This is a genomic window from Saccharothrix australiensis, assembly GCF_003634935.1.
GTDB lineage: Bacteria > Actinomycetota > Actinomycetes > Mycobacteriales > Pseudonocardiaceae > Actinosynnema > Actinosynnema australiense.
Genome location: NZ_RBXO01000001.1, coordinates 2,680,020 through 2,693,144, shown reverse-complemented (window position 1 = coordinate 2,693,144; position 13,125 = coordinate 2,680,020). Strand labels below are relative to the sequence as shown.

The 13,125-nt window shown below is 74.0% G+C and carries 9 protein-coding genes and 1 pseudogene; 2 read left to right on the top strand and 8 right to left on the bottom strand.

Annotated elements, in window-relative coordinates; all coding sequences use genetic code 11:
• Nucleotides 1-3: 3 nt before the first annotated feature.
• The 8 genes and pseudogenes from C8E97_RS12530 to C8E97_RS12490 all read right to left on the bottom strand — a co-directional run bounded on the left by C8E97_RS12530 (nucleotide 4) and on the right by C8E97_RS12490 (nucleotide 10,355).
• The gene (locus C8E97_RS12530) at nucleotides 4-1,599 is read right to left on the bottom strand and encodes an acyl-CoA carboxylase subunit beta (protein ID WP_121004881.1); all 1,596 of its coding nucleotides are present in this window, start codon (nucleotides 1,597-1,599) and stop codon (nucleotides 4-6) included.
• A complete protein-coding gene (locus tag C8E97_RS12525; RefSeq protein ID WP_121011398.1) occupies nucleotides 1,596-2,759 on the bottom strand; it encodes an acyl-CoA dehydrogenase family protein in 1,164 nt (387 codons plus the stop codon). Before C8E97_RS12525 ends, C8E97_RS12530 begins: the two co-directional genes overlap by 4 nt.
• 122 nt (nucleotides 2,760-2,881) lie before the next feature.
• Nucleotides 2,882-4,440 (bottom strand): annotated as a pseudogene (locus C8E97_RS12520) (acyclic terpene utilization AtuA family protein).
• Nucleotides 4,437-5,255, bottom strand: a complete 819-nt coding sequence (locus C8E97_RS12515; protein WP_121011395.1) for a TIGR03084 family metal-binding protein — start codon at nucleotides 5,253-5,255, stop codon at nucleotides 4,437-4,439. The pseudogene C8E97_RS12520 and the gene C8E97_RS12515 overlap by 4 nt, the downstream one beginning before the upstream one ends.
• An 11-nt stretch (nucleotides 5,256-5,266) precedes the next feature.
• Nucleotides 5,267-5,869, bottom strand: coding sequence for a TetR/AcrR family transcriptional regulator (locus C8E97_RS12510; protein ID WP_121004878.1), 603 nt, complete (start codon nucleotides 5,867-5,869; stop codon nucleotides 5,267-5,269).
• Between the two features lie 69 nt (nucleotides 5,870-5,938).
• Nucleotides 5,939-6,346 (bottom strand): nuclear transport factor 2 family protein, encoded by a 408-nt coding sequence (locus C8E97_RS12505; RefSeq protein WP_121011392.1) that lies wholly within the window; start codon nucleotides 6,344-6,346, stop codon nucleotides 5,939-5,941.
• A gap of 697 nt (nucleotides 6,347-7,043) precedes the next feature.
• Complete coding sequence (locus C8E97_RS12500; protein ID WP_121004875.1) at nucleotides 7,044-8,945, bottom strand: intein-containing Rv2578c family radical SAM protein; 1,902 nt, start codon at nucleotides 8,943-8,945, stop codon at nucleotides 7,044-7,046.
• A 783-nt stretch (nucleotides 8,946-9,728) separates the two neighbouring features.
• A complete protein-coding gene (locus C8E97_RS12490) occupies nucleotides 9,729-10,355 on the bottom strand; it encodes a nitroreductase family protein (protein WP_246019359.1) in 627 nt (208 codons plus the stop codon).
• A gap of 287 nt (nucleotides 10,356-10,642) precedes the next feature.
• On the opposite strand from C8E97_RS12490, the gene C8E97_RS12485 reads away from it, so the two are divergent.
• Together C8E97_RS12485 and C8E97_RS12480 are read left to right on the top strand one after the other, a co-directional pair.
• Nucleotides 10,643-12,217, top strand: coding sequence for a YibE/F family protein (locus C8E97_RS12485; RefSeq protein ID WP_342776212.1), 1,575 nt, complete (start codon nucleotides 10,643-10,645; stop codon nucleotides 12,215-12,217).
• Between the two features lie 7 nt (nucleotides 12,218-12,224).
• On the top strand, nucleotides 12,225-13,088 hold the full coding sequence (locus tag C8E97_RS12480) for a spermidine synthase (protein ID WP_121004869.1): 864 nt from the start codon (nucleotides 12,225-12,227) through the stop codon (nucleotides 13,086-13,088).
• Nucleotides 13,089-13,125: the final 37 nt, after the last annotated feature.

Below are 13,125 nucleotides of genomic sequence, written 5' to 3'. Positions count from 1 at the left end.
CCCTCACATCCGGAAGACGCCGTAGCCGGTGGCGCCCTTGACCGGTCCGCCGTGGACGGCGGACAGGCACAGCCCGAGCACGGTGCGGGTGTCGCGCGGGTCGATCACGCCGTCGTCGTAGAGCCGCCCGGACAGGAACGCCGGGAGCGACTGCTGCTCGACCTGCTCCTCGACCGCCCGCCGCAGCGCGGTGTCGTGCTCCTCGTCGTACTCGCGGCCCTTCGCGGCGGCGGCCTGCCGCGCCACGATCGACAGCACGCCCGCGAGCTGCGCCGGCCCCATCACGGCGGACCTGGCGTTCGGCCAGGTGAACAGGAAGCGCGGGTCGTAGGCCCGGCCGCACATGCCGTAGTTGCCCGCGCCGTAGGAGGCGCCCATGACGACGGTCAGGTGCGGCACCGCGCTGTTCGCCACGGCGTTGATCATCATGGCGCCGTGCTTGATGATGCCGCCCTGCTCGTACCGCGCGCCGACCATGTAGCCGGTGGTGTTCTGGAGGAACAGCAGCGGGGTGTCGGCGGAGTTGGCGAGCTGGATGAACTGCGCGGCCTTCTGCGCCTCCTCGCTGAACAGCACGCCGCGCGCGTTGGCCAGGACGCCGATCGGGTAGCCGTGCAGGTCGGCCCAGCCGGTGACCAGGCTGCCGCCGTAGTCGGGCTTGAACTCGTCGAACCGCGAGCCGTCCACGATCCGCGCGAGGACCTCGCGCGGGTCGAACGGGACGCGCGGGTCCGTCGGCACCAGGCCGAGCAGCTCCTCCTCGTCGTGCCGCGGCGGCTCGGGCTCCTTCGGCGGCGGCCCGTGCTTGCGCCGGTTCAGCCTGGCCACGGCCCGGCGGGTGAGGCGGAGGGCGTCGACCTCGTCGGCGGCGACGAAGTCCGCCAGGCCGGACGTGGTGCCGTGCATCCGCGCGCCGCCGAGGGATTCGTCGTCGGCCTCCTCCCCGGTCGCCATCCGCACCAGCGGAGGCCCGCCGAGGAACACCTTGGCGCGCCGGTCGACCATGATCACCTGGTCGGACATGCCCGGCACGTACGCGCCGCCCGCGGTGGCGTTGCCGAACACCGCGCTGATCGTGGGTATCCCGGCGGCGGACAGCCGCGTGAGGTCGCGGAACGCCCGCCCGCCGGGGATGAAGACCTCGCTCTGGCCGGTCAGGTCCGCGCCGCCGGACTCGACCAGGCTGATCAGCGGCAGCCGGTTCCGAGCCGCGATGTCGTCGGCCCGGAACGTCTTGCGCAGCGTCCACGGGTTGCTCGCGCCACCGCGCACGGTCGGGTCGTTGGCGACGACCACGCACTCGACGCCCTCCACCACCCCGATGCCGGTCACGACGCTCGCGCCCACCGGGTAGTCCGTGCCCCACGCGGCCAGCGGCGACAGCTCCAGGAAGGGCCCGTCCTGGTCGACCAGCAGCTCGACCCGCTCGCGCGCGGTCAGCTTGCCGCGCCCCCGGTGCCGCTCGACGGCCCGCGGGCCACCGCCCGCCAGGGCCTTGGCGTGCTCGGCGTCCAGCTCGGCCAGCTTGTCCAGCAGCGCCGCCCGGTTCTCGCGGTACTCGGCGGACCGGGTGTCCAGCGCGGTGCGCAGCACGGTCATGCGGTGAACCCCAATCGTTTCGCGGCCAGTTCCACCATCACCTCGGTCGCGCCGCCGCCGATGCCCAGGACGCGGGCGTCCCGGTAGTGCCGCTCCACCTCGCTGTCGCGCAGGTAGCCCGCGCCGCCGTGCAGCTGCACCGCGGCGTCGACGACGGCCGAGCACGCCTCCACGGCGGCGTTCTTGGCGAAGCACACCTGCGCCACGCACTCCTCGCCGCGGGCCACGCGCACGGCGACCTCGCGGGTGTAGACGCGGGCGAGGTCGACGCGCTGCGCCATCTCGACCAGCTTGTGCCGCACCACCTGGCGGCCGATCAGCGGCCGGCCGAACGTCTCGCGCCGCCGCGCGTGGTCGATCGCGAGGTCGAGGCACCGCTGCGCGGTGGCGTACGCCTGCACCGCGAGCGACACGCGCTCCACCTGGAACCGGCGCATGATGAGCCCGAACCCGGCGTTCTCCGCGCCGACCAGGTTCGCCACCGGGACCCGGACGTCCACGAAGGACAGGTCGGCGGTGTCCGAGCAGTGCCAGCCCATCTTGTCCAGCCGCCGGTCGACGGCGAAGCCGGGCGTGCCCCGCTCCACCACCAGCAGGCTGATCCCCCGGTGGCCGGGCCCGCCCGTGCGCACCGCCGCGGTCACGAAGTCCGCGCGCTCGCCGGAGGTGATGAACGCCTTGGCGCCGTTGACGACGTAGTGGTCGCCCTCCCGGCGCGCGGTGGTGCGCAACGCCGCGACGTCCGACCCGCCGCCGGGCTCGGTGACCGCCAGCGCGCCGATCAGCTCACCGGCGAGCGCGGGCCGGACGAACCGGTCGACCAGGTCGTCGCCACCGGCGTCCACGATGTGCGGCACCGCGATCCCGTGCGTGAGGAGCCCGGCGACCAGGCCGGACGAGCCGCCCGCCTGGATCAGCTCCTCGGTCAGCACCACGGTGTCCAGCAGGTCGCCCGCGCCGCCGACGCGCTCGGGGAAACCGATGCCCAGCAGGCCGATCCGCGCGGCCGCGCGGTGCAGCTCGCGCGGCAGCCGGCCCGCGCGCTCCCAGTCCGCCAGGTGCGGCACGACCTCCCGCTCGGTGAACCTCCGCACGGTCGCCCGGAGGTCGAGGCGCTCCGGGGTGTCGAAGGGCGCCGTCGCGGCACCGGCCCCCGGCAGGTCGGACGGGCCCGTCGCGGGTTCGGTGCCCGCGACATCGGACGGGACCGTCGCGGGGCCGGTGCCCGGCACGTCGGACGGGACCGCCGCGGGGCCGGTGCCCGCGCCGCCGGGCGACGCCGTCACAGCAGGGCCTCCGGCACCTCGACGTGGCGCGAGCGCAGCCACTCCCCCAACGCCTTGGCCTGCGGGTCGAACCGGGTGGACGCGGCAACGCCGTCGCCGAGCAGGCCGTGCAGCACGAAGTTCAGCGCGCGCAGGTTCGGCAGCTCGTACCGGTCCACCGCGCCCGCCTCGGGCAGCAGCTCCTTGAGCCGCGCGACGGTCAGCTCCGCCACCAGCCAGGCGTACTGCTCGTCGGTGCGCACCCACACGCCCACGTTGGCGTCGCCGCCCTTGTCACCGGACCGCGCGCCGGCGATCGCGCCCAGCGGGACCTTCATACGTCGACCACCTTCCCGTCCGGCAGGACCACCTGGTGCGCCACGGACTCCCGGTGCACGTACGCCGACCGGCAGATCCCGAACGGGGTGCCGTCACCGGGCGGCGCGGTCACGTGGAAACCGGGGTAGGACCCCAGCGCCAGTTCGACGACCGCGCGGGAGAAAGCCTTGGCCCGCGCCGGGTCGGCGGTCTTGACGACGGCGTGCAGCAACGCGCTCGCGGTCTCCTCGGTGTCCGCGTCGACGTGGTCGGTGCGGGCCAGCGCCCACGTCAGGCCCTCACCGCCGATCGCGTCCTCCACCTGGCGGCGCACCAGCGCGGCCTTCTCCTCGACGTCGAGTCCACACAGGACGAACGTGGTCGCGTTGCGGAAGCCGCCCAGGTGGTTCAGGCACACCTTCAGGGTCTCCGGCGGCGCGCTGCCCCGGACACCGGAGATCCGCACCCCGCGCGGGTGCGGCGCCAGGCGGATCGTGTCGAAGTGGCTCACCACGTCCGGTCCGGGGTAGGCGGGGTCGCCGATCTCGTACAGCAGTTGCGCGGTGACGGTGTCGACGGTGACCGCGCCGCCCGTGCCGGCCTGCTTGGTGATCAGCGCCGAGCCGTCCGCGTCGACCTCGGCGATCGGGAAACCCGGCCGCACGGCGTCGATCCCGGTGAAGAAGGGGTGGTTCCCGCCGGTCGCCTGCGTGCCGCATTCGAGCACGTGCCCGGCGACGGTCGCGCCGGCCAGCGCGGACCAGTCGTCGCGCGCCCACCCGAAGTGGGCGGCGGCCGGCCCGACCACCAGCGACGCGTCGGTGACCCGGCCGGTGACCACGACGTCCGCGCCGGCCGACAGGGCCTCGGCGATGCCCCACGCGCCGAGGTAGGCGTTGGCGGTCAACGCGTCCGGGAACCGGTCCCGCACGTCGTCGCCGATCACGTGGGCGACCTTCGCGCCCAGCCCGAGCCGGTCGATCGCCGCCGCGAGCCCGGCCGGGTTGAGGCCGCCCGCGTTGGACACGATCCGCACGCCGCGGTCAAGCGCCAGGCCGAGGGACTCCTCCAGCTGCCGCAGGAACGTCCGGGCGTACCCGAGGTCCGGGTCGCGCGCCCGGTCGCGGCCGAGGATGAGCATGGTCAGCTCGGCCAGGTAGTCGCCGGTCAGGACGTCGAGCCCGCCGCCCTCCAGCATGTCGCGGACGGCCGAGAACCGGTCGCCGTAGAAGCCGGACGCGTTGCCGATGCGGATCACGAGCGCCCACCCGCGCCCCGCTTGTCGCCCGGTTCCGCCGAACCCGCGCCACCCGCGGCCCGACCAACCGCCGACTCCGCCGGACCCGCGCCCCGGCCGCGCGCCGGTCCGGGCGGCCCGGCGAACGCCTGCGCGATCGGCACCCACGCCTCGGCCACCTCGCCGACCGCCGTCACCGCCAGGTCGTCCCGGTGCCGCCGCCGGGTCGCCAGCAGGCAGAAGTCCAGCGCCGGTCCGGTGATCCGGTTCGCGGCGTCCACCGGACCCCACGCCCACGGCTCGCCACCGGGACCGGTCAGCTCGACGCGCACCGGTTCGGCCGGCGCAGCCAAGCCGTTGACCAGGAACGCGTACCCGAACGCCCGCACGGCGATGTGCGCCACGTGCTTGAGCCGCGCGGTCGGCGCACGGGTCACGCCGAGCGCGTCGGCCACGTCCTGGCCGTGCGCCCACGTCTCCATCAGCCGAGCGGTCACCATGCTGGTCGGGCTCATCGGCGGCCCGAACCAGGGCACCTTCACGCCCGGCGGCACGGCGAGCAGCGCCCGCTCCAACGCCACCCGCCCGGCGCGCCACTGCCCGAGCGTCACGGGCTCCGCCGCGCCCCGGTCCACCAGGTCCGGCGGTGCCGTCGCGAGCAGGGCGGCGAACGCGGCCGGTTCGGTCGCGGCGAGCACGGCGACCCGGTCGGTCCAGCGCAGGTGGCCGATCTGGTGCGCGATCGTCCACCCCGCCGCGGGCGTGGGCACGGCCCAGTCGTCCAGCGGCGCGACGAGGTCGTCCAGCGCTGCGCTCTCCGCGCGCAGGTCTGCCATCAGGTCGGTGATCACAGGGCGGCCTCCAGCATCCGCGCCCAGTGCCGGACGAGCCGCGCGCGCCGCTTGCCGTCGTCGGTGAGCTGGTTGGCCAACGCCAGGCCGCGCACGAGGTCCAGCGTGATCTGCACGGCCTCCCGGACACCGGGCTTGGCCTCGTCGGCGGCCAGCAGTTCCACCGCGAGGCGGTGGGTCTCCCGGCCCAGGCGCGCCTCCAGCGGCACGACGACGGTCTTGAGGTCGGCGTCGGTGCGCGCGGCGACCCACAGCTCCAGGGCGGCGGTGAACAGGTCGCTGGCGTAGAAGTCGGCGATCAGCTCGACCACCGCCGGTATGCGTTCCGCCGGCGGCTCCCCGGCCAGCCGCGCGGCCCGTTCCTTCAGGTGGAGCACGCTCTCCGCGCCGAGGTGCTCGACCGCCGCCGCGACGAGTTCGCCGCGCGTGCGGAAGTGGTGGAGCTGCGCGCCTCGGGACACGCCCGCGCGCTCGGCGACCACCGTGGTCGTCGTGCCCGACCAGCCCAGCTCGACGAGGCACTCGACGGTCGCCACCAGGAGCCTGCGCCGCGTCGAACGACTGCGGTCGGCCTGGCGCTGCCTCGTCCCGGTGGCCACGCGCCGAGTGTTCCGCGTCACTAACAAACAGTCAAGACTGATTGTTAGTGACGCGGACCGGGCACCCGACTACCAGCCGCCCTGCACCATCGTCTGGAACAGCCACTTCCCGTCGACCTTCACCAGGAGGTCGCCGTACCGCACCACCTGCGAGTACTCGCCCACCGTGATGGTCGCGTCGGTGACGACGAACACCAGGCCGGCGTTGAGGAAGATCGGCGTCCGCACGGACTCCATCTGCACGTCACCGTCACCGTCACCGAGCTGGGCGGCCATGTCGGTGAGGAACCGGGCCCGGTCCCACGACTCGGCCGACCCGTCGGTCACGGCGTTGACCGGGAACAACGCCATCCCGGCCATCGCTTCGACGTCCTTGGCGACCGCCAAGGCGTCCCACTGCGCGAACCACTCCAGGACGCCCGCCACGTCCTCGTCGGTCGGTACGAACCCAGCACCACTACCCGGCACAGCACTCATGCCGTACATTGTACCGTACGACGTACGGCAGTCGATTGTGATCCAGGTCGCCATGCCCACGATGCATGGCAAGGACGACCGAGGTGCCGATTCCCCCCGCTGTCGCCGCCTACTCGTGCCTGGCCGGTTACGGAGCAACGGGCCACAGCAGAGGGACCACGAACTCAACGCGCCTGGGTCGCGGTCACTGCTGGCCGAACAGACGGGAGATCCGAACGGCGGATTCGTATCCAGGCGAGGGGGTGGTCATTCTGCGTAGCGTCCCCGACGACCGTCCAAGACCCGGCAACCTTCCAGGCACGCGCACTCCATGCTCACCCTGCCGTGGTCCCGCTGCTCCAAAACCAAGAACCGCAAAGCCCCGAACCGGGGACCACGAACCGGGGGCCACAGGAGCACGACACCCCTACCCCCAGGACTGAAGCCCATCAGATTTTCTACGCAACGCCACCACAGCCAGGGAACCACGGACTCCACGCGCCCGGAAGGCTCGCAAGTCCTGGACGGTCGTCGGGAACGCCACGCAACTGGACCACCCCCTCGCCTGAGCACGAATCCGCCGCGCCGATCCCCCATCCGTTCCAGCTCCGAGCTTCGAGCGCGTTGAGCCCGTGCTCACCCTGCTGCGGTCCCGTTGCTTCAAAAGCTGAAAGGCTTCCGTCCCGCGCGATCGGAAGCAGCGTCGGGACGGGTGGTGTCAGAGCAGGGTCAGTTGCTCCTGGTCGACCACGCGCGCGTTCTCCGCCACGCCGGGCAGGCTGCCCTCCGGCCACACCGCGTCGTCGTCCGCACCCGACCGGTCCAGGCCGCGCCTCGTGTCCAGCCCGTGCCGCCGCAGCAGCGGCTCGATCCGCGCGGCCAGTCGACGGCGGTACCGCGCGTCCACGTACGCCCCGCGCGCGTACAGCTCGCGGTACTCCTCGACCAGGTCCGGCCGCTCCCGCACCAGCCACCGCCCGAACCACTCCCGCGCGCCCGGCCGCAGGTGCAGGGGCAGCACGGTCACCCCGGACGCCCCCGCCGCCGCGATCCCACCCAGCAGCTCGTCCAGCCGGTCCACCGAGTCGGTCAGCCCCGGCAGCACGGGCGCGACGAACACCCCGCACGGCAACCCGGCCTCGCGGACCCGGCGCACCAGGTCCAGCCGCGCCCGCGGGCTCGGCGTGCCCGGCTCCAGCCGCGCCTGCAACTCCCGGTCCAGCAGGGCGATCGACACGCCCACGCCCACCGGCACCCGCGCCGCCGCCTCGCGCAGCAGCGGGATGTCCCGCGCCAGCACGGTCCCCTTGGTCAGCACGGAGAAGGGCGTGCCCGAGTCCGCCAACGCCCGGATGATGCCCGGCATCAGCGCGTACCGGCCCTCGGCCCGCTGGTACGGGTCGGTGTTGGTGCCCATCGCGACGTGCTCGCGCCGCCACCGCCGGGACTTCAGCTGCGCCGTCAGCACCTCCACCGCGTTGACCTTCACCACGACCTGGGAGTCGAAGTCGCGCCCGGCGTCGAGGTCGAGGTAGGTGTGGGTGTTGCGGGCGAAGCAGTTGTGGCTGACCAGGCCGTTCGCGATGAAGTCGCCGGTGCCGGTGGTGATGTCGTACAGCGTCCGCGTGACGCCGAGCGCTTCCACCGACACGACGCCGAGCTTCCCGGTGGACGGCACCGCCGCGCCCTCCACCGCGTTGCCGCGCGCCACCACCGGGCCCGTCAGGTGCAGGAAGCGCAGCTTCTCGGCGAGCCCGCCGGTGATCCGCACCCCGCGCACCTCGACCACGTGCGGTATCCGCAGGCGCAGCAACGCCAGCACCGCCGCCTCGAACACCACGCTGTCCGAACTGGACAGCACCAGCTCGCCGCCGGTGGCCGTGCCGCGCGAGTCGAACAACCCCGCCAGGAAGCCCTTCGACCAGTCCTCGCCGGGCGTCGTCGGCCACTCGACCAGGTCGCTCTCGCGCGGGATCGGGCCCTTGGCGTACTCCTGCGCCCGCGCGCGCACGTCCGGGTCGCCGGGGAGCCCGCCGCGCACCACGCCCCACAGGTAGCCGCGCTGGTAGTCGTCGTTCCCGGTGGGTGGTGCGGCGAACCGGCCCGTGCCGACCAGCCGCACGCCCCTCGCCAGGAACGGGCGCTCCTCGAAGTCGGCGCAGCGGCCCGGCGCGAGGTGCTTCCAGCCGTCGGTGGTGAGGAACCGGTGGTCGCCGCTCGCGACGACCTGCGTGCCGTCCTCCAGCGTCAGCCGGTAGGCGGGTTTGACGGTCGTCCAGTGCGCCTTCACGCGCGTGACGACGTAGCGGCCTTCACGGGTGCCGAACACCTCCTCCCCGACGGAGAGTTCCGCGATCGGCTTGGTGCGGCCGTCGGCCAGCAGGACGGGCGTGTCACCGGCCAGGCAGTAGGTGCAGCCGTGCGTGCAGCCCCGGTACGGGTTGACCGTCCACTCGAACGGCAACCGCCCGCCGGTGACCCGGTTGAGCACGGACTTGGCGCGCACCTCGTGGAACACGACGTCGGAGAACTCCGGGGTCCGCACGCTGCGGACCAGTCCCGGCAAACCCGGCAGGACCTGCTGTCGATCCGCCGCGTCCTTCTGCCCGTCCCATCGCATGACCTCATTCGAACACGCGTTCGAATGATCGTCAAACGCGGCGACCGTGGCGCTTCCCACCGCCGTACCGACGGGACGGAGCGCCGTGCCGGGTTCCGACGCCGACGCGCGGCACGTGTGACCGGGGACCAGGCGGAACCCCTGGGACCGGCCGATCGGCATCCTCAACAACATCGCCTTCCTGGTGCTGTTCGCGACCGGCGGTCCCCGCGCGGACGAGGGCCTCCAGGTCGTCCACAGCACACCGGCGCGACCCGGCCGTGGATCACCCCCGATGTGATCCACGTTCCGTTGTACGCCTGACCGGGCGCGCGGATCACGGCGATCCTCACTGTGGGAAAACGCCGTGCCATCCCGCCGGACCTGCGCTACCGCCGGCACGCGCCACCCGCGACGCCGGCGTGACCGGCCTCACGCGCCGGCCGATCCGGAGGGCGGCGGTGACATCGGGCCGGAGGGCGGCGGGGGCGGTCGGGACCGGCCGGCGCCGGCCCCGACCGCGGTGGCGGGGCCGAGAGCACCGGCACGACGACGTTGTCGCGACAACCCACGGCGCACCTCGGCGCTCCACGGGTACCCTGGCACGCCCGCCGCCACACCGGCCGGAAGCCCGTCACCCCACGGCATTCGACCGATCGGGGACACCGACAGTCCCCTGTGGACGGTCGAGGGCGAGCACGGCGCCACCGGGTCGCCGCCACGCGGCCCGGCGCACCCGGTCGGCGCCCCGGCAGGCGGTCGACGCCGGACCGGGTGGCGACCGGCGGCGCGCCGGCACCGGGGTCAGATGGTGACCAGCACCTGGTCCAGCGTCTTGCGGACCAGGTTGGGCACCACGCAGTCGTCCGCCGGGTAGCCGATCGGGATCACCGCGAACGCCTTCTCGTTGCGCGGCCGGCCCAGCACCTCGCCGAGGAACTTCATCGGCGACGGCGTGTGCGTCAACGCCGCGAGCCCCGCGAGGTGCAGGGCCGTGAGCAGCATCCCGACCGCGATGCCCACCGACTCGTCGACGTAGTAGTGCTTGCGGCTGCTGCCGTCCGGCTCCAGGTAGAACCGCTGCTGGAACACGACGACCAGCTCCGGCGCGTCGGTGAGGTGCGGCTTGACGTCGTCGGTGCCCAGCGGGCGCAGCGCCTCCAGCCACTCGTCGCCCAGCCTGCCGCCGTAGGAGATGCGCTCCTCGTGCTCGGCGGCGGCCCGGATCGCCTTGCGCACCTCGGCGTCGACCACCCGGACGAAGGTCCACGGCTGCTGGTGCGCCCCGCTGGGCGCGGTCGAGGCGACGGCGATCGCGTCCAGCACCACCTGCGTCGGCACGGGGTCGGGGGAGAACATGCGGACCGTGCGGCGCTCGGCCATGCGCGCGCGCAGCTCGGCCGCCGCGCGCAGGGACCGCTCGACCGGCATCCGTTCGGGCCGGTAGGGCACCGGGTCGAAGTCCTGGCCGTGGGTGGGAGTCCAGTTCGTCACGCCAGGCACTGTGGCACCGGCGCACGGCGGGATGAAGAGCCGGCCCGAAATACGCACCGAAGTGTCCGATTATCGGACACCCAGCGGTATCCGCCCCACCCCGCGCCGACGGCGACGTCCGACGCCCGCGCGCGGGACCCTCCACTGTGGATGATCGGGGACGGGCGGGCCGCCGGGGCCGCGAACCGGACCCGCCACCACCCGCGATCGGGCAGTATGTGCTGGTGCGAGCCAAGGACCTGATCACCGCGCACGGCCACGGGCATGGGCACGGGCACGGGCACCCCACCGGGCCCGCCTCCGCGCCGGTGCGCAAGCTGCTCCTGGTCCTGCTGCTGCCGCTGGTGCTGGCCACCGTGGTGGGCGCGCTGCTGCTGTACCCGTTCGGGCACGACCAGCCCACCGGCGCGGACGCCGGCCTCACGCAGGTCCCCGTGCGCGGCGACGTGACGGCCGTGGCGCGCGGCGGGTGCGGACCGGACGCCGACCAGCCGGGCCAGTCCGGGTGCGTGCTGGTCACGGTGCGGATGAGCGACGGCGCGGCGGCCGGGCGCGAAGTGCGGGTGCCCGTGCCGGACCAGGCGTCCTCCCCGTCGTTCGCGGTGGGCGACGCGGTGGTCCTGTCCTTCGGCGGCGGCGACCCGGCGGCGAGCCACTCCTACCAGCTCGCCGACTTCCAGCGCGGCGCGCCGATGCTGCTGCTGGCGGTGCTGTTCATCGCGGCCGTGCTGCTGCTCGGGCGGTGGCGCGGGCTGGCGGCGCTGGGCGCGCTCGCGCTGAGCTTCGCCATCCTGGTGCTGTTCGTGCTGCCCTCGATCGTCGCCGGCGAGGACCCGGTGACCGTCGCCGTGGTCGGCGCCGGGCTGATCATGTTCGTGGTGCTGTACGTGACGCACGGCGTGTCCGCGCGCACGTCCGCGGCGGTGCTGGGCACGCTGGTGAGCCTCGCCCTGATCGGCGCGCTGGGCGTGGCGTTCACGGCGTTCGGCAAGCTCACGGGCCTCGACCAGGACACCGCGAACCTGGTGTCGCTGCTCGGGCACGACGTCGACACGCGCGGGCTGCTGCTCGCGGGCACGATCATCGGCGCGCTGGGCGTCCTGGACGACGTGACGGTGACCCAGACCAGCGCGGTGTGGGAGCTGCGGCGCGCCAACCCGTCCCTCGGGTTCCGCGAGCTGTACGCGGCCGGGTCGCGGATCGGGCGCGACCACCTGTCGTCGGTGGTGAACACGCTGGTCATGGCGTACGCGGGCACGGCGCTCCCGCTGCTGCTGGCGTTCTCGCTGTCGGGCCGGGACCTCGGCGAGATCCTGACCGCGCAGCAGGTGGCGCAGGAGGTCGTGCGCACGCTCGTCGGCAGCATCGGCCTGGTGGCGGCCGTGCCGATCACCACGGCGCTGGCCGCGTTCGTCGCCGGCCGGGAGGACGTGCCGGCGCACCACGACGAGCCCGAGGACCACGCCGACCGCGCCGCCCGCGACGACACCGACGACACCGACGACACCGACGACACCGACGGCACCGACGCGCAGCCGACCCGGCGCGCCACCGCGCGCACCGCCGAACGCACCGCGAAGCGCCCTGCCGACCGGACCGCCGAACCCCCCGCGCGGCGCTCCGCCGAACGGCAGGCCGACCGCCCGGAGCAGTGGTCGCGGATGACCGGGGATTTGCGCACGGGGTACGACCCGGCCAAGGGCCCGTGGCGCCGTCCCGACCGGCGGCACGCCGATCCGGCCGACGCCGCACCGCGCCGGACCGACCGGGGCGGACGCACCGGGACGCCACCGGGATAATCGGGGGGTGGGACGCACCCGGAAGGCCGACGAGACCGTCACGAGGGAGGTCGACTCGGGCATCGCGGAACTCGTCCCCGACCCGGACGTGCCGCGCGCGTGGACGCTGCACCTCAACGGCACCCCGCAGTCCCACGTGGACCTGGACGACCCCCGGCACCTGGAGTTCGAGTACGTCCGCCGGATCGCCCACGTCGCCGACCTCGTCGCGCCCGACGACGAACCGATCCGCGCCCTGCACCTGGGCGGCGGCGCGCTGTCGCTGCCGCGGTACATCGCCGACACCCGCCCCCGGTCGACGCAGCAGGTCGTGGAGGTCGACGCCGCCCTGATCGACCTGGTCCGGGGCCTGCTCCCGCTGGACCGCACGTGGCGGGTGAAGATCCGCAACGGCGACGCCCGCGCGGTGCTGGCGAAAGCGCCGGAGGACACGTTCGACCTGGTGGTGACCGACGTGTTCGCGGGCGCGCGCACGCCGGCGCACCTGACGTCGGTCGAGTTCGTGTCGCTCGCGGCGCGCACCCTGCGCGGCGGCGGCATCTACGCGGCGAACATCGGCGACGGCGGCGCGCTGAAGTTCGCGAAGGCCCAGGCGGCGACCGTGCGGGCGGTGTTCCCGCACGTGTGCGTCGTGGCCGAGCCCGCGGTGTTCCGGGGACGGCGGTTCGGCAACTTCGTCCTGCTCGGCTCGCACGTGGAGCTGCCCGTGCCGGACCTGAGCAGGCGCACCGCGAGCGACCCGTTCCCCGGTCGGGTGGAGCACGACGAGTCGCTGGTCAGGTTCATCGGCGGTACGCCCGCGACGACCGACGCCACCGCCACCCAGTCCCCGCAGCCGCCGAAGGGCACGTGGGGCCTGCCCGACGACTGAACCGACCCACCCCGACGACCGGGTCGCGGCGGGCGGC

Bases quoted from the DNA above. Each gene is read 5' to 3' on its own strand.
- C8E97_RS12530 (WP_121004881.1), bottom strand. From the start codon at position 1,599: ATGACCGTGCTGCGCACCGCGCTGGACACCCGGTCCGCCGAGTACCGC.
- C8E97_RS12515 (WP_121011395.1), bottom strand. From the start codon at position 5,255: ATGGCAGACCTGCGCGCGGAGAGCGCAGCGCTGGACGACCTCGTCGCG.
- C8E97_RS12505 (WP_121011392.1), bottom strand. From the start codon at position 6,346: ATGAGTGCTGTGCCGGGTAGTGGTGCTGGGTTCGTACCGACCGACGAG.
- C8E97_RS12500 (WP_121004875.1), bottom strand. From the start codon at position 8,945: ATGCGATGGGACGGGCAGAAGGACGCGGCGGATCGACAGCAGGTCCTG.
- C8E97_RS12490 (WP_246019359.1), bottom strand. From the start codon at position 10,355: ATGCCGGTCGAGCGGTCCCTGCGCGCGGCGGCCGAGCTGCGCGCGCGC.